22 protein-coding genes are annotated in these 17,776 nt (G+C 32.5%); 4 read left to right on the top strand and 18 right to left on the bottom strand.

The window, feature by feature from the left end; genetic code table 11:
- Positions 1-128: 128 nt before the first annotated feature.
- The 13 genes from ACM55I_RS11825 to ACM55I_RS11885 all read right to left on the bottom strand — a co-directional run bounded on the left by ACM55I_RS11825 (position 129) and on the right by ACM55I_RS11885 (position 9,861).
- Complete coding sequence (locus tag ACM55I_RS11825; RefSeq protein WP_416847013.1) at positions 129-839, bottom strand: DUF4369 domain-containing protein; 711 nt, start codon at positions 837-839, stop codon at positions 129-131.
- 215 nt (positions 840-1,054) lie between these two features.
- On the bottom strand, positions 1,055-2,917 hold the full coding sequence (locus ACM55I_RS11830) for a M61 family metallopeptidase (protein ID WP_416847014.1): 1,863 nt from the start codon (positions 2,915-2,917) through the stop codon (positions 1,055-1,057).
- 53 nt (positions 2,918-2,970) lie between these two features.
- Positions 2,971-3,918: an alpha/beta hydrolase gene (locus ACM55I_RS11835; RefSeq protein WP_416847015.1), complete on the bottom strand. Its 948-nt coding sequence runs from the start codon at positions 3,916-3,918 to the stop codon at positions 2,971-2,973.
- Positions 3,919-3,920: 2 nt separating this feature from the next.
- Positions 3,921-4,193, bottom strand: a complete 273-nt coding sequence (locus ACM55I_RS11840) for a hypothetical protein (RefSeq protein WP_416847016.1) — start codon at positions 4,191-4,193, stop codon at positions 3,921-3,923.
- Positions 4,194-4,272: 79 nt separating this feature from the next.
- Positions 4,273-4,854 carry a hypothetical protein gene (locus ACM55I_RS11845; RefSeq protein ID WP_416847017.1) on the bottom strand — a complete coding sequence of 194 codons (582 nt, stop codon included), beginning with the start codon at positions 4,852-4,854 and terminating at the stop codon, positions 4,273-4,275.
- On the bottom strand, positions 4,851-5,135 hold the full coding sequence (locus tag ACM55I_RS11850) for a DUF2089 family protein (RefSeq protein WP_416847018.1): 285 nt from the start codon (positions 5,133-5,135) through the stop codon (positions 4,851-4,853). Before ACM55I_RS11850 ends, ACM55I_RS11845 begins: the two co-directional genes overlap by 4 nt.
- Before the next feature lie 164 nt (positions 5,136-5,299).
- Positions 5,300-5,578 carry a DUF2805 domain-containing protein gene (locus ACM55I_RS11855; protein ID WP_035670363.1) on the bottom strand — a complete coding sequence of 93 codons (279 nt, stop codon included), beginning with the start codon at positions 5,576-5,578 and terminating at the stop codon, positions 5,300-5,302.
- Positions 5,579-5,698: 120 nt separating this feature from the next.
- Positions 5,699-6,526 carry a sterol desaturase family protein gene (locus ACM55I_RS11860; RefSeq protein ID WP_416847019.1) on the bottom strand — a complete coding sequence of 276 codons (828 nt, stop codon included), beginning with the start codon at positions 6,524-6,526 and terminating at the stop codon, positions 5,699-5,701.
- Between the two features lie 46 nt (positions 6,527-6,572).
- The gene (locus tag ACM55I_RS11865) at positions 6,573-7,175 is read right to left on the bottom strand and encodes an alpha-ketoglutarate-dependent dioxygenase AlkB family protein (protein ID WP_416847020.1); all 603 of its coding nucleotides are present in this window, start codon (positions 7,173-7,175) and stop codon (positions 6,573-6,575) included.
- Positions 7,176-7,250: 75 nt separating this feature from the next.
- Entirely contained in the window at positions 7,251-7,958 is a 708-nt protein-coding gene (aqpZ, locus tag ACM55I_RS11870; protein ID WP_416847021.1) for an aquaporin Z, read from the bottom strand.
- Between the two features lie 28 nt (positions 7,959-7,986).
- Complete coding sequence (locus ACM55I_RS11875; RefSeq protein WP_416847022.1) at positions 7,987-8,352, bottom strand: DoxX family protein; 366 nt, start codon at positions 8,350-8,352, stop codon at positions 7,987-7,989.
- A gap of 82 nt (positions 8,353-8,434) precedes the next feature.
- Positions 8,435-9,331 (bottom strand): EamA family transporter, encoded by an 897-nt coding sequence (locus tag ACM55I_RS11880; protein ID WP_416847024.1) that lies wholly within the window; start codon positions 9,329-9,331, stop codon positions 8,435-8,437.
- A 128-nt stretch (positions 9,332-9,459) separates the two neighbouring features.
- On the bottom strand, positions 9,460-9,861 hold the full coding sequence (locus ACM55I_RS11885; protein ID WP_416847025.1) for a DUF2721 domain-containing protein: 402 nt from the start codon (positions 9,859-9,861) through the stop codon (positions 9,460-9,462).
- A gap of 192 nt (positions 9,862-10,053) precedes the next feature.
- Between ACM55I_RS11885 and ACM55I_RS11890 the strand changes: the two genes are divergently transcribed.
- Complete coding sequence (locus ACM55I_RS11890) at positions 10,054-10,518, top strand: hypothetical protein (RefSeq protein WP_416847026.1); 465 nt, start codon at positions 10,054-10,056, stop codon at positions 10,516-10,518.
- 185 nt (positions 10,519-10,703) lie between these two features.
- Here the strand turns inward: ACM55I_RS11890 and fic are convergent, their stop codons facing one another.
- The 4 genes from fic to htpG all read right to left on the bottom strand — a co-directional run bounded on the left by fic (position 10,704) and on the right by htpG (position 14,795).
- Positions 10,704-11,255 (bottom strand): protein adenylyltransferase Fic, encoded by a 552-nt coding sequence (gene fic, locus ACM55I_RS11895; protein WP_416847027.1) that lies wholly within the window; start codon positions 11,253-11,255, stop codon positions 10,704-10,706.
- A 142-nt stretch (positions 11,256-11,397) separates the two neighbouring features.
- Positions 11,398-12,159 (bottom strand): hypothetical protein, encoded by a 762-nt coding sequence (locus ACM55I_RS11900; protein WP_416847028.1) that lies wholly within the window; start codon positions 12,157-12,159, stop codon positions 11,398-11,400.
- A complete protein-coding gene (locus ACM55I_RS11905; protein ID WP_416847029.1) occupies positions 12,160-12,366 on the bottom strand; it encodes a hypothetical protein in 207 nt (68 codons plus the stop codon).
- Positions 12,367-12,890: 524 nt separating this feature from the next.
- Entirely contained in the window at positions 12,891-14,795 is a 1,905-nt protein-coding gene (gene htpG / locus ACM55I_RS11910) for a molecular chaperone HtpG (RefSeq protein WP_416847030.1), read from the bottom strand.
- 177 nt (positions 14,796-14,972) lie between these two features.
- Here htpG and ACM55I_RS11915 point away from each other — a divergent pair, with 177 nt between their 5' ends.
- From ACM55I_RS11915 to ACM55I_RS11925, 3 genes are all read left to right on the top strand, one after another.
- A complete protein-coding gene (locus ACM55I_RS11915; RefSeq protein ID WP_416847031.1) occupies positions 14,973-15,446 on the top strand; it encodes a lipocalin family protein in 474 nt (157 codons plus the stop codon).
- An 18-nt stretch (positions 15,447-15,464) separates the two neighbouring features.
- Positions 15,465-16,160, top strand: a complete 696-nt coding sequence (locus ACM55I_RS11920) for a YiaD family glycine zipper/OmpA-like lipoprotein (RefSeq protein WP_416836138.1) — start codon at positions 15,465-15,467, stop codon at positions 16,158-16,160.
- Positions 16,161-16,264: 104 nt separating this feature from the next.
- Positions 16,265-17,209: an ABC transporter ATP-binding protein gene (locus ACM55I_RS11925; RefSeq protein WP_416847033.1), complete on the top strand. Its 945-nt coding sequence runs from the start codon at positions 16,265-16,267 to the stop codon at positions 17,207-17,209.
- A gap of 73 nt (positions 17,210-17,282) precedes the next feature.
- On the opposite strand, the gene ACM55I_RS11930 is transcribed toward ACM55I_RS11925, so the two are convergent.
- Positions 17,283-17,735, bottom strand: coding sequence for a hypothetical protein (locus tag ACM55I_RS11930; RefSeq protein ID WP_416847035.1), 453 nt, complete (start codon positions 17,733-17,735; stop codon positions 17,283-17,285).
- Positions 17,736-17,776: the final 41 nt, after the last annotated feature.

The following is a 17,776-nucleotide window of genomic DNA, read 5'->3' on the forward strand; positions in this document are numbered from 1 at the left end:
AATTAAAATGAGAACCTATAAAACAAAAAACAGTAGTAAACCGGAGCTTACTACTGTTTAAAAATTGTACTTTTATTTTTTATTAATCCTGTATCGTTTTTTCAGGACTAGACAAATTTGAACCCAATTTATTTTTGTTTTTTGATGTCGGCAACATATTTAGTCAATTTTTTTCCATAAAGTGATTGTGCTACTTTTGGAGACATTGATTTTTGAATCGTATCTAAATATTTAATATTAATATCATATATCTCTGACAATGCGATATAAGGCGCTACATCGTAGTTTCTATTGTTTATTGCAAAGTTGGTAGCAAATAGATATTTTCTTTTTATATTAGAGTCTTGTTTTGCACTTAAGCTGTCAATCGTTTTAGTGTTATTATTTTTAATGGCATTGAATTTTTTCTCAATTAAAGTAAGATTTTCATCTGTGAAACGAGAATTTATCTTTTTATACTCTTGATATAAATCGTTATTTTTTGATCCTGTAATTTTTGCACCAGAAAGATACGAGTCTAAATTAGTTTCAATAGTTATATTTCCCGGTTCGGCAAAGAATGTGATGTTGTTATCAAGTGAATTACTTACGCCTCTATCCAAAAATAAATAAAGCATTTCAGGAGATTTTAAATCTAAGTCACTTTCAAAAGCAGAGCTTCCATCGATGTTAATAGTATCAATAGCTACAAGGCTGGTATCGACTATTCTTTGAATATATAAAGTTCCTTTTTTTAATCCTTTAATATTTCCGGTAATATGTAAGTTTGTTTTTGATTCCTTTTCGCTACAAGAAGATAAAAGCAAAAGGGTAGCGAATGCGATAATAGATTTTTTCATGTGAAGTTAATATTTGTTTTTTTTGAAACTGGTATCGCCATTCTTTAGTATGATTTGTCCCGAAGCTTCGGAATTGAATCATGGCGATTTCATTTGCGTTTATATTTTGACGCAAAATAAAGAAAATTGTTGGAATGATTTGGCAACGCATTCAAATTTTGCAAAAAAAATCCCAATCTATTTCTAAATTGGGATTTTATGAATTGTTTTTTGGTTTATGCTTTAAACCAAGCTTCTTTTAATTTGTTTTTTGAAGAATCTGTAGCTTTCAAACCGTCTTTTTCTTCGTAAGGTAATTTTACCTTTCCGTTAATAATTTGTGTTGCGCCGTTGCGTTTTATTTTTACGGAAATCGCATCGTTTTCTTTCCATTTTTGACTTTCGGCAATCATTTCATAAATATTGTCTAAAAAATAGGGCTTGTCATTTATAGCGATTATAATATCTCCACCTTTAAGTCCCAAACTTGTATAAAAATCAATTAAAGTTATCTTTGGATCAACGATTATTTCTTTAGTTTTTTGGTCAACATTGATATAGGGTATTTTTCCTTTTAAGAATACGTTACCGGGTACTTTTTCGATTGTATTAGTAACACCCACTTTGGCCAAGTAAGTAGCATAAGGAATTGGGGTTGTTCCAGATACATAGGTACTTAAAAAAGTTCCTACTTCAGGATAGGTTAAAGCCGTTATTTTTGCGAAAAGTTCCTCATCATTAAATGGTTTTGTTGGACCATATTCATTTGATAGCTTTTGCATCAAATCAAGAATCCCTTTTTCTCCGTTGCTTTTTTCTCGAATTATGATATCCAAACACATTCCGATAAGCGCTCCCTTTTCATATACATTCAAATATTGGTCTTTGTAAGGTTGAGTCAGTACATTAGCGCTCATCGTTGTAAATGACATGGTATCATTCATAGTGTTGGCACGAGTTATTTTTTCTGCTATACGCGTATAGAATTCATCTTCATCAATTAAGCCTTGGTTAATTTGGAAAAGATTAGCAAAATATTCTGTAACGCCTTCGTACATCCATAAGTGTTGAGACATTTTTGGGGCATTGTAATCAAAATATTGAATCTCTTTAGAATGAATAGACAAAGGAGTTACAATATGGAAAAATTCATGTGAAACCACATCTTTCATCGATTTTACTAATTCATCTTTTGGCATCATTTCAGGTAAAACTACCGTTGTTGCTGTAGGGTGTTCTAAAGCACCAAATCCTTTTGCGTCATCTTCCTTCATAGTTGACAGATATAACAAAACACTGTATTTTTTAGTGGAATTTATTTTACCTAAAAAGTTCTTTTGGGTAGTCATCATCGTTTTCATCTCTGGAGTAATGCTTTCAGCCGTATATTTTCCAGTTGGTGAATAAACACCAATCAATATTTCCATTCCATCAACAGTAAAAGTGGTGTAATCTGGCTTGGCATACATGATTGGATTTTCTACTAATTCAGCATAACGAGACGTTATGAATTTATCATTAGTAGTACTGGCGTCCAAGTCTGTCATGGAAGTTGCACCCCAAAGTGTTGCAGAATGTGAAACCGTTACTTCATACGGTATTGACATGTAATTTGTAAAATAACCCACAAAACAATGGGTGTTCAGCATTATGTTTTTACCGGCATCAATATTAGAACCTGCAGGTGAAAAAATTTCATCATCACCAAATTTTTTACCAGTTTCGGTATCAAATGAATCATTTACCAAATAAGTAATCTTGTCTAACGTTTTTGCATTGGCAATGGACCAAGAATTAGCATCCGTTTTCTTTACCGCCAAAAGATTTCCTTTTGCATCATACGCTTTTAAATCATCAATGTATCTCCCGTAGTTGTCTTCAGAATACGTTCCAGGAACTGTTTTTGGAATATGATACGTGATTTCATCAGCCGAAATTGATGGCGCATTTACGGTTACCATCACCTTATCATTTTTTATATCATTTAGATTGATTGCAACCTGAACTTCTTGTTTTGAAGCATTAGTAATAGAAAGACTTGCCGTTTTACAGCTCCAAAGAACTGAGGCTAAAGCAAGGGGAAAAAGTATTCGTTTCATTTTATTCGTTTTATTTTTGTTATAAGTCATTTAAACCCTGCTATTGTTACAGTTTATAAGGATTTAATGAAAACAGTAATAGTATTAGTTAATTTTGGCGATACCGGTAAATCAGGATTGGTATATGATTTCATATTTTCGGTATTATCACCCATAATTTCTTTGAAAATGTGATTCATATTATCAATGATAAAGAGTTCAGCATCAGGTTTTGCTTTTTTCAACAGCTCCGCATCCGTAATATTGACTTGTAAATCTTTGGTTCCATTGATTAGCAATACCGGAATTTTTAACTTTTTGATTTCGTCTTGCGGATTGTATTTTATCCATGATATCATATAGGGTTGAACGCTAGCTCTAAATAAGGAAGCTAACATTTGATTTTTTAGTTCAAAAGTTTTCCCGCTTTTAAGAATTTCAAGATCTTTTTGTACTTCTTCTTTTAGAAAAGGAGCTTGTTTCTCTATTTGCTCTACTAAAACAGCGTCAATCGTTCTACCCGCTCCAGCCAATGAAATGAAAGCATCGGAATTGTTATTTGCCGCTAGTATTCCTATTAATGAGCCCTCGCTATGTCCAGCAATTATTATTTTGTTGTATTTTTTTTGATTTTTGAAATAAGTAAAAACGTCTTTTGCATCATTGACAAAATCATCAAATGAAAGTGTTACTTCATTTACAGTTCCGGATAGCATTTGCGCAATAATTCTTTTGTCATAACTGAAAACGACAATGTCATTTTTTACTAATTCTTCGGATAAGTATTTTGAAGCGTTGTTGATTAAACCTTTTTGGTTTCCATCTCTATCCGTAGGTCCAGAGCCTGCAATTAGAATAACAAGATTCGTCTTTTTATTTTGTTTTAAAGGAGAATACAACGAACCTTTTATCAATGTATTTATAGAAATTTCTTCTTTGTTAAAAGTCTTAATTGCTGTTTTTTCTTGAGAATGACATAGTATTGAAAATAATATCAGGAATAAGAGTAGTGATTTTTTCATTTTTATTTAGTGTTTAATAGGCGCATTGTTTCTTCTGGATTGGCAACTCGGAGAATCAGTTTTTTATAATAATTGTCTTTTAGTTCCACAATCAGGGCATTTTTTTTGTTCATAACATCCCAAAAATTTTTGCCTTTTTTATAAAATGTCCCTGCGATAATGATACCGGGAATTTCTGTGCCGGGCAATCTAAAACCTTTCCAAAACGTAAACTCATTTTCGTTTTGGTATGCCCTTATTATATTTTCTTTTGAAATGGTAATTTTACTTTTCATCGCCCATATTTTGTGAAAGCCTTTGATTTTGAAAATAAATTCATCGCCATTTAATGTTGCTGAAACTATAATTTTAGATTTATGAAAAATTAATAATTACTATTTTAGAAATAATTTCTGCAACAACGATAGCTGCTATAAATAATAAGACATGTTTAGTTCCTTTTGCATTTACGGCTATTTTAAATCCGTTAAAAAGTAATGCGATGAACCAAATTAACGAAGCAATAATTGCAAATGACATCAGTAATAAATAGAAAATATCTGTACTTGAAAGCGGGTTTGTTTTATTGGATTTCACCAAGTTTAAAATTCCTTGTGAAATAGTATACGCTTTATTATTTGCATTGAAGAAAGTAATAATGTAGTATGGAATTCGAGCAATCATACTTGTCAAAAATATATCAATAATTCTCGTTTTTGGATTAATGATTTTGCCAACAATAAATAATAAAACAGTTGTACATAAAATATTAATTCCAATTTCTAAAATAGGTTGATACAGAGTTACTCTTTCTACAAAATGTAAATCAATAACTCCGTCAAAGCGCGCATTGAAAACAAAACCTAAGTAACCACCAATAAGAGTAGCTGTCAACCCTGCAACAATTAAAATCCTTTCCGTATATTTTTCGAAAGGGTTAAATAGTACTGTTTTCATCTGTTTTGGTTTTGTTTTAAGGAGCTTATTTTTTGAATAATATCGTCTAGCTTATTTCTTACGGTGGGGTAACTGTTTCCCATTTGAGAAGCCATTTCTTTCAAACTTCCGCTTGTCATGAAAAATTGAAGAATAAAGTTTTGTTCTTCTTCAGAAATTTGAAGGAGTAGCGGTAAGGAATAATTGCCTGACACTATCGTCGCGCAATTTTCGCAGCTAAGCTGGGTGACCGAAAGTGCATTTTCGCAACTCGGACATTGGATAGGAAGTTTTGGTTGCATACCATTGAATTAGTATACAAATATAAACAATATTTATAAATTTATAAATATTATTTATTTATTTATTAATATTATTTAAAATGTAATTTTGAAAAAGGTACTTGAGAATAAAAAATAAACTTGACTAAAAACAAAAAACTCCTGAATATACAGGAGTTTCGTTTTTAGTCAAGTTTATTTTTTATGTAATATTTACCATCCAAATCTTCATCAAAATCATCTATTTTAACAGGTTTTGGTTTTGGTTTATTTGCAGTAGCTTTCTTTTTCCACATTTCAAATTTTTCTGCTGGCATCTTCTTTTTCATGATCTCAAGAACCTCTTTTTCAGCCAAACCAAATTCTTTTTTGATAATTTCAAAAGGATTTTTTTCCTCTAAGGCCAGTGTAACAAGTTTTTCTGTTTGTTCCCAGTTCAATTCTTTGCGGTTACTCTTTTTCATCACGTGAAAATTAATTCAAATAAGTTGTTAATGATTAATAAATGTCATTTCTAATTATATTCCAATATTAAGAAAAAAAATAATTACTTCGTATCAAAACAAGATTTTTTTTATTGTTTTTTAGTTGTTTTCTGTTGAACGTGGTTTTTGAAACGGTATTTCGAGCAAATTTTTCAATTGATTGTGCTCTTCGGGATTGGGATATGTATCGATACCATAGATAATTTCTTCTTTCGGGAGTGCCATAAAAGTCCCAAAAAGACGGTCCCAAATCGAAAATATATTTCCGTAATTACTATCAGTATAGGGCAACATATGATGATGGTGTACTTTATGCATATCTGGAGAGACGATAAAATAACTCAAAATCGTATCTACTTTTTTAGGAAGCGAAATATTGGCGTGATTAAATTGTGTAGCAATAACGGATAAAGTCTGATAAAGAAAAACCATCCACATGGGACTTCCTACGATTAAAACACCCAGAGTGGTAAACGTAAAACGAATTATACTTTCTCCTGGATGATGTCTGTTTGCAGTAGTTGTGTCAACCCAAGTATCAGTATGGTGAATTAAGTGAAAACGCCATAGTAATTTAGTTTTGTGTTCTACTAAATGAACTAAATAAGCGCCTATTAAATCCAATAAAAGTAATCCAACAAGAGCGTAAATTCCTAAGGGCATTTGTGGAAGCCATTGTAGAATTCCAAAATGGTTTGCAACGGTCCAATCTGCAGATTTTAATAAAATAAAAGCCAGTAAGAAATTGATAATGATAGTCGTCAAAGTCAAAAAAATATTGATACTGGCATGATGCCATTTTTTATAGGTGAAATTAAAAAGCGGAAAAGCATTTTCTATCAACCAAAAAATAGTGATTCCACTCACAAGAATTAAACTCCTATGTGAAGATGGAATTGTAGAAAAATAGGCAATAATATCATTCATAATTTGGGTATTTATTTCAAATCTAATGATTTTTAGCAGAAATTATCTATTTGATTACCCGAAAAGTACCATTTATTCTGGGACCTATGGGTTTAGCGGTTTTTGGAATCTGGTGTTTCCAGAAATGCTGCGTGGTTCCTTTCATTAGTAATAAACTCCCGTGTTCCAGAATGATGCTTTTTTTCTGGTCCTTATCAGAATTGTGTTTTAATTGAAAGATGCGTTCAGCACCAAAACTGACTGAAGCAATTACAGGATTTGTCCCTAATTCTTTTTCGTTATCGGCGTGCCAGCCGTTACTGTCTTTTCCGTCACGATACTGATTGAGTAAAACGGTCGTGAAATTAGTATCAGAAACACTTTCAATTCGTGATTTTATCTTTTGCAAAAGCAAATTCCAAGGATGCGGTTGCATTTTTATATTCGAATAGGAATATGTTTTTCCTTCGTTTCCATACAAAGCTGTCAATCTAGGTTGCGGATGAATTTTACCAAAAACTCGAATTTCATCCTGTTGCCAAGTAATTTCATGTATCAGTTCAGCATAAATACTATCGGCTTCTTCTTTGTCAAAAAAAGCTGGATAATACATAATTTCTGCATCCGGCAAATGGAGATGTATCGGTTCCGATTGAAATAGTGAATTCATTTTACAAAAATAAAGAGAAAAACGTAACGTTGCGGGTTCATTTTCCTCTTTGTAATAAATATGTTTTTTAAAAAGCTATACTTCTGAATTATCCTGTAATAGATTTTTATAAATAAAACCAGCCATAATAGCGCCTAATATTGGTGCTACCCAAAACAACCATACTTGTGATAAAGGTTCACCTCCTACAAATAAAGCCTGCGATAATGATCTTGCCGGATTTACAGAAGTATTGGTGATAGGAATACTAATTAAGTGGATTAAGGTTAATGCTAAACCAATGGCAATTCCTGCGAATTTTCCATTTGCAAATTTATCGGTTGCACCAAGAATAATCAATAAGAAAAATAATGTCAATACAAATTCGGCTATAAAAGCAGCTTGCATGGAATATCCATCGGGTGAAAAAGTACCAAATCCATTCGAAGCAAAAGCTCCTGCCTTAGTATTGTCTATCATAAAACCAGCTTTTCCGGATGCAATTGTGAACAAAGTTCCTGCGGCGGCAATAGCACCAACACATTGGGCAATGATATAAGGCAGTAATTCTTTGGCCGAAAATCTACCTCCTGCCCATAATCCAAAAGAAACTGCTGGATTAAAATGCCCGCCGGAAATGTGACCTACTGCATACGCCATAGTCAAAACCGTTAAACCAAAAGCTAGAGAAACGCCCACAAATCCAATTCCTAAATCAGGAATTCCAGCAGCAAAAAGTGCACTGCCACAACCTCCAAATACCAACCAATAGGTTCCGAAAAATTCTGCAAAAAGTTTTTTCATAATAGATTTATTTAAATTAAGGGTAAAGTTAATTATTGAAAAATGTATATTGAAAGGCCCAATACATCAAGCCAAACTGCAAGGGAATTCGCAGAAGTAAAATCCATTTGGGTAAACCCATTCTCGCTTTTTCATTTACATACATATAAATATGTGTTGGAAAAATTGCAAATAACAACGCTATAATCCCCCAAGAGGCAAGTTTTGAAGTAGCAGGAATGCAGAGTGCTATTCCCAGAAGTATTTCAGCAAAACCGCTTATGGAATTTAATAATTTTGGATTTGGAAAATAAGGAGGAATGATTTTTAGGTAAAGTCGAGGGTTTCTGAAATGATTTAATCCTGCTAAAATATAAACAAAAGCCATTGCGTATAAATGCCAAGGTAAAGTCATAACAAGTTGTTTGTTACGAATTTAGTAAAATTATTAATACAAATAATACAATTAAATTAATAATTTTAGCTTTAAATGAAAATTAGGTTGTTTTCTTAAAATTTACATTCATGATGATAATAGCCAGAATAATTAAAAGAATTCCAAACCATTGAACGGTATTTACCTTTTCGCTTAAAAGAAAATAAGCCATTAGTACCGATACCGGAAGTTCTAATGCGGATACAATGCTTCCTAATCCAATTCCGGTAAGCGGGAAACCTGCATTGAATAATAATGGTGGAATCACTGTCCCAAAAAGGGCCAATACAATTCCCCATTTCATGAAAATCTCAAAATTGAAAGGAGTGTTTTGTGTTGCAATTGCAAACCCAAATACGATTATTGCTCCACCCAAAAGCATAAATAAACTGCGTTGCGCTGACGAAACATGTGTTGCCACACGATTAGCGGTAAACATTGTTGTGGTAAACGAAGCCGCTGATAAAAGTCCTAATACGATACCGCGCCAGTCAAAATCGACTTTACTCTGAATTAGATTCGTAGCAAGAGCCGTTCCTATTAATACGATGATTACGGATATGATTTTTTGTGTGGAAGGTGTTTTCTTTTCTAAAATCATTTCGAATAAAACGCCCATCCAAACCGTTTGCATCAACAATATGATAGCAATTGAAACTGGAATGTATTTGATGGCTAAATAATAAAAAACACTTGTCATTCCCAGAGAAGTTCCGGCAAGCATCAATTGAAAAATGTTTTTCTTGGAGGCTTTTACAACATCATTCCCTTTTTTAGCTTTTTGATAGCTATTGATAATCAACATTCCCAGAATTCCATATACAAATTGGGCTATTGTCACTTCGGGAGTGGTAAAACCTTCGCCATAAGCTATTTTTACAAACGTAGCCAGCATTCCGTAGCTCGTTGCGCCAAGACCTACTAAAAAGACTCCTTTTAATACATTGTTCTTTATCATTTATTCTAATTTAAAAAGCGGGCAAAGATAGTTTTTTGTTGTTAGGATGCGTGTCAATTATGAATTAAGATGCGAGTTTTAGTATTTCCTTAAAGCAACAATTTAAAAATTTCTTCTAAATGTGAGAATTATTTTGTCTCTTTTTCTATCAAATCACTTAAATGCAAACGCAATGCATCGACTGAAATGTTTATTTCCCAAAATGATAAACCCAATGAAATGAGTAAACTAAATAAACTCAATCCAAAAAGATAAACGCCAAATAATTGCTGTTCTAAAAACAATAACAACATGGTAAATACCGATAGGAATAAACTCAATACACCAGCCATTTGCATGTAGCGAATGAGTGTTAATCGTAAGTTTAAGTTTTTGATTTCCAATAAAATCAAGCTGTTTTCTTTCTCCTTGTATACTTTTTTCAGTCCTCTAATGATAGTGGCAATTGTTAGAAACCGATTAGTATAAGCGAGTAAAATCAATGATGTGGCAGAGAAAAGCAAGGCAGGAGTTTCTATATGTAAGGTCATAATTGTGGTTTTGTTTTTTGTATAAATCTAAAGTACGCAATTCGATTCAAAGTTGGATGAATTGCCTATTTGCAGTATTTTGATATTTTTTTAAAATAATACAACTTTTAGGTAGGGTAAAGTACTTTACAGTTGTCTTACTATTGAAGTTAGCAATACAAACGATAGTAACTGTAATTAAAATTTATAATCATGAAAACAATTAAAACCTTATTCGCAATACTTTTTTTAGGAACAATAGCAACAGTACAGGCACAAGAAACCCGTGTAGAAAGTGAATCCAGTATAAATAGCAATCCCGATAAAATTACGTATTATCAACAAAGAGGTAGTCAAGATGCCAATTATGAATTAACATTTAAGGCTAAAACGAAAGCCGAAGAGAAAGCTTTTTGGAAAGAGCAAAAAGCCTACGAAAAGGATTTAAGGAAAAAGAATAGAAAAGCGTATCAGGCTTATATTGCCAGCAAGCAAGATGTGTATACCACGCATTATTCTCATTGTGATGCCCATTGCCACCACAGTGATTCCTTTTATGGACACGCAGGATTTTATTATTACGAATATGATCAAAGAAATTATCAAAGAACACCAAGCAATACTTCGGTAAATACACAAATAGGCGTGCGTGCCCCCAGCATACGATTAGGCCTTTAGTCTATAGAAGTTTGCAAAAAGCCGTTTTTTCTTGTTAGAGAAAACGGCTTTATTTATTTACTGTTACAATAAATCCTATTGCCACAAAAAGTAAACTCATTTAAATTAATACGTACATCATTTTAGTTGTAATTTATTTATCTGATTTTGTTTGTGGGCACGAGCGAGACGCTCGCTGGGGGATTTTATTCTTCATCTTTTTCGTAGCCTTCATAATAATATGACTGTTCAATTCCTTTAAAGATAATTTCCCTATCGTTAACATCGTTAGTTAGATTTTCTTGTAATAAAGTCCGTAATTCCAAATCATTAATTGGACTTCTCTCCATTGATTGTATATAAAGAGTTTTGTCAACGAGTTGCCAATTTACAACCTTCTTAAGTCTATTTTTTAAAATCATATCCAGCCAAATTCTCATAGATCTTCCGTTACCTTCCATAAAAGGATGAGCAATATTCATCTCGACATATTTAGCAACAATTTCATGAAAATTATTTTCGGGCATTTGCTCGATCTTTACTAAAATTTCACTGAGATATAAAGCGTTTGCAAATCTAAAACCGCCTTTAGAAATATTGAGTTTTCTTATTTCTCCAGCGAAATCATATAAACCATGAAATAGATAGCGGTATATTTCTTTGAGGCCTTTTGTGGTGCCGATTTCTATTTTGTCAATGTCGTTCGATTCAAACAATCGATATGCGTTTTCTAAACTATTTTTGTCAATATTTTTCATATAGATTTAGCTCCAATTTAAGTCTATTACAAAAATACTTTAAATGGATGAAATATTATATTAATGATTAAATTTTCTTATTTTATTGGACTAATGACGTGCGTTTTGCGCTTGCTTGTAGCGTGTGTTACAGGATGTTGTTTTATGATATTGGTCTAAAACTAACTCCTCCGAAACCATCTTCTTCGGCTTCTATAAATGTCAAGTTTAAATTTATTATATTTTCATACTTTAGAATTATTACGTGACCATTAACATCTTTATATCTTCTCTTATCTATTTGTTTTCTTTGAACATCCTTAATTATTAAAAAATCAAGATGTCCTTCTGTAGCTAATTGATAATCTACCAACATTCCATTATAAATAAAAACTTTTTCGCCTACTGCAACTAATGCATCAACATAAGTTATGTCTACATCTTCCACCGTGTTATTATTAAGCGAAATTTGGGAACGTTCAAAATTTATGAATTTTGCAGATAATACATAATGCCAAATATTTTTATATCTGAAAAATTCAATTGTAGAGTCTAAAGATTTTCGGATAAAGTGGTTTTTTAATTGATACCCAATTAAAAAGGATATAGAATTAATTATAAATTGGAATAATAAAATTTCATTTTGAAATTTACCAACTTTATCTACAGACTTAACGAAAAGAGTATCGTTTGAGGAAATTAAACCTATAAGTGTTGATATATTGTATTTATAACCAAAAATAAGGATTATTGGTAAAGCAATTAAATATAAAACTATGCTTGGAATAAAAGTATTTACAAATAATTGAAAGAAATCTTTTATTGTGTATTGGTTTGAGAATTCTTCAGAAAAGTATCCTTTTCTGAAGCAAATTCCTGGAAGCAGTAAAATAATTATTATCAAGGCGCCTAAAGCAATTTCCATCTATTCTGCTTTAGCTAATTCAATATGCTTTAACGTGTCATCGGATAATTTTACTGTCTGTTTCTTTCCTTTAATAGATGCTCTTACAGCAGTAGCAACCGCTTTTGAATCAATACTATTTATTAGTATTTTACCAAAAGGACTACCAACAGATACTGAAGAACCTGAAAATTTTCTAACAAATATGTTTTTGGAAGTTTTTGCCATTTTAAGTAAAGATTTTATTATATCAAATATACAACAAATTTTATTCCAAAGTACATCCATTTTTCTGCTTGTTTTTTCAACGCATAGATTGGTTTACAATATCCTGTAACTCGTTTATATGTATGACCAAATCATACAAAGCCGCCCATTTATGGATAGATATATATGACAAACGTCATACTTTGTTATAATTCAAATATATAAATAATTCTTTACAAATAGTTACAACCGATTATTTAATGAGTGAATTGGTTTGAGCGGTTTTGATGAACATTATTGTGAAAATAAAAACACTCTAAATAGCCCTGATGGCAATGAAAATCCCGCGCCTTTGCGAGGGACGAAGCAATCGGGCGTGGATTGTAATGGACAGCAGGACGAGGCGTTCTTATGAAAACCAATCATTCTGCTCCTAAACAAAAAAAGGCTGCCCGATGTGGACAGCCTTTAGCATTTTGGATATTCCGAAACAAGTTCGGAATAAGCGATTCACACCATTTTACTTCATAAAATGGGTTCTCTACTTATTTTATCATCTCAAAACTTCTTTTCACGAAAGCCGTTAATGCTTCTCCTTTTAATAGGTTTTGTGATAATTTGGCTAAGTCAAGCGCTTGTTTTACCAAACTTTCCTGAGCATCTTTGTCTTTGTTGTTTAGAATGGTTGTAGCCAAATCTGAATTGGTATTCACAACCAAATTGTACATTTCCGGCATATTTCCCATTCCGAACATTCCGCCACCGCCGCCAGACTGACTCATTTCTTTCATTCTACGCATGAATTCTGGTTGCGTAATAATGAATGGAGCCGCTTGACTGTCCATTGCTTCCAGTTGTACGGAATAGTTTTGTTTTGGAACTATCGTTTCTAAAACAGTTTTTAAATTGGTTTGCTCTTCCTCCGATAATTTAGAAATGGTAGTTTCCTCTTTCTTGATTAAATTATCAATATGGTCTGAATCGACACGCACGAAAGTCATTCCGCTGTTGTCGCCTTCAATTTTTTGGATTAAATGCGAGATAATCGGGGAGTCTAGTAATAACACTTCATATCCTTTTTCTTTTGCAATTTCGATATAAGAGTGTTGTGCTTCTTTACTTCCGGCATATAAAACAACTAGTTTTCCGTCTTTGTCCGTTTGATTAGCGGCCAGTTTTTCTTTTAACTCTTCCAGCGTGTAAAATTTGTCATCTACTGTAGGATACAAAACGAAAGCACTTGATTTTTCGTAGAATTTATCTTCAGAAAGCATTCCGTATTCCAAAACGATTTTAATGTCGTTCCATTTTTTCTCGAAATCTTCACGGTTTTCGTTGAATAAAGACTTTAATTTATCAGCAACTTTTCGCGTGATGTAATTCGAGATTTTCTTAACGGCAGTATCAGCTTGTAATCCAGAACGCGATACATTCAATGGAATATCCGGTGAATCAACAACACCTTTTAGCATCATTAAAAATTCAGGAACAATTCCTTCTACGTTATCCGTTACGTAAACCTGATTTTGGTACAATTGAATTTTATCTTTCTGAATTTGCAAATCAGAACCCAGTTTTGGGAAATATAAAATACCGGTTAAATTGAACGGGTAATCCACATTTAAATGAATGTGAAATAACGGTTCTTCAAATTGCATTGGATACAATTCATGGTAGAAATTTTTATAATCTTCATCTGATAATTCAGTTGGTTGTTTAGTCCAAGCTGGATTTGGATTATTGATGATGTTGTCCACTTCAACCGATTTGAAAGTTTCCTCTTTGTCTTCTGGAGCAACTTCTTCACCCTTTTTTTGTTCAATTTTTTCTGTCTTAGTTCCAAATTTAATTGGAATAGGCATGAACTTATTGTATTTATTTAATAACTGGTTGATTTTAGACTCTTCCAGAAATTCTAAAGAATCTTCAGCAATATGTAAAATAATTTCTGTTCCACGAGTGGTTTTATCAGCAGGTTCTAAGGTGAATTCAGGACTTCCGTCGCAGGTCCAGTGTGCTGCCGGTTCGTCTTTGAACGATTTAGTGATAATTTCCACTTTTTCGGCCACCATAAATGCAGAATAAAACCCAAGACCAAAATGACCAATAATTCCTGAATCTTTAGCTGAATCTTTGTATTTGTCCAAAAATTCTTCAGCACCAGAAAAGGCTACTTGGTTGATGTATTTTTCTACTTCATCTGCAGTCATTCCTAAACCTTGATCGATAATGTGCAGTTTTTTGCCTTCTTTGTCGATTTTTACTTCGATAATGGGGTTGCCATATTCTACTTTGGCTTCGCCAATGCTTGTTAAATGTTTTAATTTTAGCGTTGCATCAGTCCCATTTGAAATCAATTCACGCAAGAAAATTTCGTGATCACTGTACAAGAATTTCTTGATTAGGGGGAAGATGTTTTCTACCGAAACATTAATTTTTCCAGTTGTCATATTTTGAATTTTTAAGTTTGAATTTGGAACTATTCAGTCAAATAAGATACCAATCTAGATTAAAGTGACAAATTGTCGTAAGCGTTAATTATGATATAAATTAATTTAATTGTGAAACATTTTTGTTTTTATGCTTCGTATCTTTGTACTAATATTAATCACAAATTTTTCAAAACGATGAGAAAAGTCATTTTATTATGCACATTAGCAGTTTTGATGTTTGCATGTAAGTCAACATCAGTAACAAGTACGAATACCGATAGAAAAGGGCAAGTTGCCATGAAAGGAAACTGGGTAATCAGTTCCGTAACCTATCCAGGTTCACAATACATTAAAGTGAATTCATTTCAAATTGCCGATTCAGAGTGTTTTGTAGGCAGTACTTGGAAATTTATTTCTAATAATAATAAAGGAAATATGGCTTTGACAAAAGCGAATTGTACTGCATTTAGTTCTCCAATTACTTGGTTTGTAAATAAAGATGGTCAATTTATTTTGAAAGTTTTGGATGCAGGCATAAAAGCAAAAAAAGTTAGAGAAGGGTATATATTATATGTAGCAAACCAAACAGAAACTTCTTTTCAATTGATTGATAAAATTGATGTAGGAGGAAAAATGACTGATGTGGTTTACCAATTTCAAAAAAACTAATTAATTAAAAATACAAATATGAAAAAGATTTCAATAGTTGCAATGGCAACAATAATGTTAATGGGCTCAATGTTTACTAGCTGTGAGGCAGTTAAAAACACGAATAAAACACAAAGAGGAGCTGGAATAGGTGCTGTTGCCGGAGCTGTTTTAGGAGGAGTCCTAGGGAATAATTTAGGTAAAGGTGGTAACGGAGCATTAGGAGCGGTATTAGGTGGAGTTGTTGGTGGAGTTGCTGGTGGGGTTATTGGTAACAAAATGGATAAACAAGCAAGAGAAATTGATGCTGCACTTCCAGGAGCTGAAGTAGTTCGTGTAGGAGAAGGAATTAAATTAGTTTTGAATGAAAATGCAGTGCGTTTTAATACTAATAAATCTTCTTTGACAGCTTCTGCAAAAGCTAATTTAGATAAATTGGTTCCTGTTTTTGGAGAATATCCAGATACTAATATTACTATTTACGGATATACTGACAGTACTGGTCCAGCAGATTATAATTTAAAACTTTCTGGAGAAAGAGCTGCATCAGTTAAAAGTTATTTAGCAAGCAAAGGGGTTTCTTCTAGTAGATTTCAAGTAACTGGTTTGGGAATTGCTGATCCAATTGCTTCAAATGAAACAGCTGATGGAAGAAGTCAAAACCGTCGTGTTGAATTTGCCATTACCGCAAATGAGAAAATGATTCAAGATGCAAAAACGGAAGTGAAGCAATAAACTAATTTTCTATAAAAATGAAAGCTGTTTCGTAATGAAACAGCTTTTTTTTTGACTACATTTTTAAATTAAACATTGTAAATTTGCGCTCTTAAATATTAAACATGCTTGAAATAAAAAATATATTTTTTACTTACATTGAAAATCCCGTTATCAAGAATGTTAGTTTTGAAATTACTCAAGGACAAAATGTAGCTGTAATTGGTGAAAGTGGCTGTGGGAAAAGTACTTTGTTGAAATTGATATATGGATTATATGATTTAGATGAAGGGGAAATAACCTATAATAATAAACCCATTTTTGGACCCAAACGCAATCTTGTTCCCGGGGAAGATTATATTAAATACTTAGCGCAGGATTTTGACTTGATGCCTTATATATCTGTTGAAGAGAACGTAGGGAAGTTTTTGTCTAATATTTATAAAGAGAAAAAGAAAGCCAGAGTTCAAGAACTTTTGGAAATGGTAGAAATGACTGAATTTGCAAAAGTGAAAGCCAAATATCTTAGTGGGGGACAACAGCAACGAGTAGCATTGGCAAGAGTTTTGGCGTTGGAGCCGGAAATAATTTTGTTGGATGAACCTTTTAGTCAGATTGATTCCTTCAGAAAAAATGCCTTGCGTAGAAATTTATTCAGTTATTTAAAACAAAAGGGAATTACCTGTATCATTGCCACGCATGATAGTACAGATGCTTTGTCTTTTTCGGATGAAACGATAGTGGTTCAAAACGGAAGGGTAGTTGCTAAAGGAAACTCAAAATTCCTATATGAAAATCCCACAAATAAATATGTTGCGTCTCTTTTTGGAGAAGTAAATGAATTGAAATTATCACAATTAATTGAACTGGATGGAGATGATGAAACACTTTTATTGTATCCACACCAATTAAAAGTAGTCGATAACGCAATGATGCACGTAGTTGTAAAACAATGTTATTTTAAAGGAAGCCATTATTTGATAAAAGCAGCTTTTGAAAGAAGAGCCATTTTCTTTGAACATGATTCGGAATTAGAATTGAATCAGGAAGTGACATTGATGTTAGGGTAAGAAGCTATTGCAATATGTCATTACGGCAAAATATAAAACCCCAAAATCTTAAATTTTGAGGTTTTTATTTATGTTATTTTTTTAACTCTGCTTTTCTTTCTCCTCCATGATGTCCACGATGTCCATTTCTTTGGTGCTGTTTTTCTTTCATTGCGTCCCATTTTTCAAATTGTTCCGGAGACAATATACTTTTCATTTTATTCTTCATGACAATTTGCTCATCTAGCATCTTGTTTTTCATAGCAAAAAGTTCATCACTAGTCGGTTTTTCCTGATTTGCTTTTCGCGCCGTTCTCATAGCTTCTCTTTTGGTACTTTGTTCAGCAATGATTTGTTTCATTTGTTCTTGCTGTTTGGCATTCAAGTCTAGGTCTAATGTCATTTTTTTTAACATTAATTGATTTCGTTGTTCTGGAGTAAATTTTTCCATCTCATCTCTATGAGGTCTTTTTTCCATTTCTTTTTTGTCTTGAGCAAAAGCGGACATACCAACAACTAATAATGCGGCGATAATTAATTTTTTCATTTCTATTGTTTTAAGTTATGGTTATAAGACAACAGAAGAAA

It is taken from the genome of Flavobacterium algoris, from assembly GCF_048158525.1.
In the GTDB taxonomy this organism is placed as follows: Bacteria; Bacteroidota; Bacteroidia; order Flavobacteriales; family Flavobacteriaceae; genus Flavobacterium; species Flavobacterium algoris.

Bases quoted from the DNA above. Each gene is read 5' to 3' on its own strand.
- ACM55I_RS11825 (WP_416847013.1), bottom strand. From the start codon at position 839: ATGAAAAAATCTATTATCGCATTCGCTACCCTTTTGCTTTTATCTTCT.
- ACM55I_RS11830 (WP_416847014.1), bottom strand. From the start codon at position 2,917: ATGAAACGAATACTTTTTCCCCTTGCTTTAGCCTCAGTTCTTTGGAGC.
- ACM55I_RS11835 (WP_416847015.1), bottom strand. From the start codon at position 3,918: ATGAAAAAATCACTACTCTTATTCCTGATATTATTTTCAATACTATGT.
- ACM55I_RS11840 (WP_416847016.1), bottom strand. From the start codon at position 4,193: ATGAAAAGTAAAATTACCATTTCAAAAGAAAATATAATAAGGGCATAC.
- ACM55I_RS11845 (WP_416847017.1), bottom strand. From the start codon at position 4,854: ATGAAAACAGTACTATTTAACCCTTTCGAAAAATATACGGAAAGGATT.
- ACM55I_RS11850 (WP_416847018.1), bottom strand. From the start codon at position 5,135: ATGCAACCAAAACTTCCTATCCAATGTCCGAGTTGCGAAAATGCACTT.
- ACM55I_RS11855 (WP_035670363.1), bottom strand. From the start codon at position 5,578: ATGAAAAAGAGTAACCGCAAAGAATTGAACTGGGAACAAACAGAAAAA.
- ACM55I_RS11860 (WP_416847019.1), bottom strand. From the start codon at position 6,526: ATGAATGATATTATTGCCTATTTTTCTACAATTCCATCTTCACATAGG.
- ACM55I_RS11865 (WP_416847020.1), bottom strand. From the start codon at position 7,175: ATGAATTCACTATTTCAATCGGAACCGATACATCTCCATTTGCCGGAT.
- aqpZ (WP_416847021.1), bottom strand. From the start codon at position 7,958: ATGAAAAAACTTTTTGCAGAATTTTTCGGAACCTATTGGTTGGTATTT.
- ACM55I_RS11875 (WP_416847022.1), bottom strand. From the start codon at position 8,352: ATGACTTTACCTTGGCATTTATACGCAATGGCTTTTGTTTATATTTTA.
- ACM55I_RS11880 (WP_416847024.1), bottom strand. From the start codon at position 9,331: ATGATAAAGAACAATGTATTAAAAGGAGTCTTTTTAGTAGGTCTTGGC.
- ACM55I_RS11885 (WP_416847025.1), bottom strand. From the start codon at position 9,861: ATGACCTTACATATAGAAACTCCTGCCTTGCTTTTCTCTGCCACATCA.
- ACM55I_RS11890 (WP_416847026.1), top strand. From the start codon at position 10,054: ATGAAAACAATTAAAACCTTATTCGCAATACTTTTTTTAGGAACAATA.
- fic (WP_416847027.1), bottom strand. From the start codon at position 11,255: ATGAAAAATATTGACAAAAATAGTTTAGAAAACGCATATCGATTGTTT.
- ACM55I_RS11900 (WP_416847028.1), bottom strand. From the start codon at position 12,159: ATGGAAATTGCTTTAGGCGCCTTGATAATAATTATTTTACTGCTTCCA.
- ACM55I_RS11905 (WP_416847029.1), bottom strand. From the start codon at position 12,366: ATGGCAAAAACTTCCAAAAACATATTTGTTAGAAAATTTTCAGGTTCT.
- htpG (WP_416847030.1), bottom strand. From the start codon at position 14,795: ATGACAACTGGAAAAATTAATGTTTCGGTAGAAAACATCTTCCCCCTA.
- ACM55I_RS11915 (WP_416847031.1), top strand. From the start codon at position 14,973: ATGAGAAAAGTCATTTTATTATGCACATTAGCAGTTTTGATGTTTGCA.
- ACM55I_RS11920 (WP_416836138.1), top strand. From the start codon at position 15,465: ATGAAAAAGATTTCAATAGTTGCAATGGCAACAATAATGTTAATGGGC.
- ACM55I_RS11925 (WP_416847033.1), top strand. From the start codon at position 16,265: ATGCTTGAAATAAAAAATATATTTTTTACTTACATTGAAAATCCCGTT.
- ACM55I_RS11930 (WP_416847035.1), bottom strand. From the start codon at position 17,735: ATGAAAAAATTAATTATCGCCGCATTATTAGTTGTTGGTATGTCCGCT.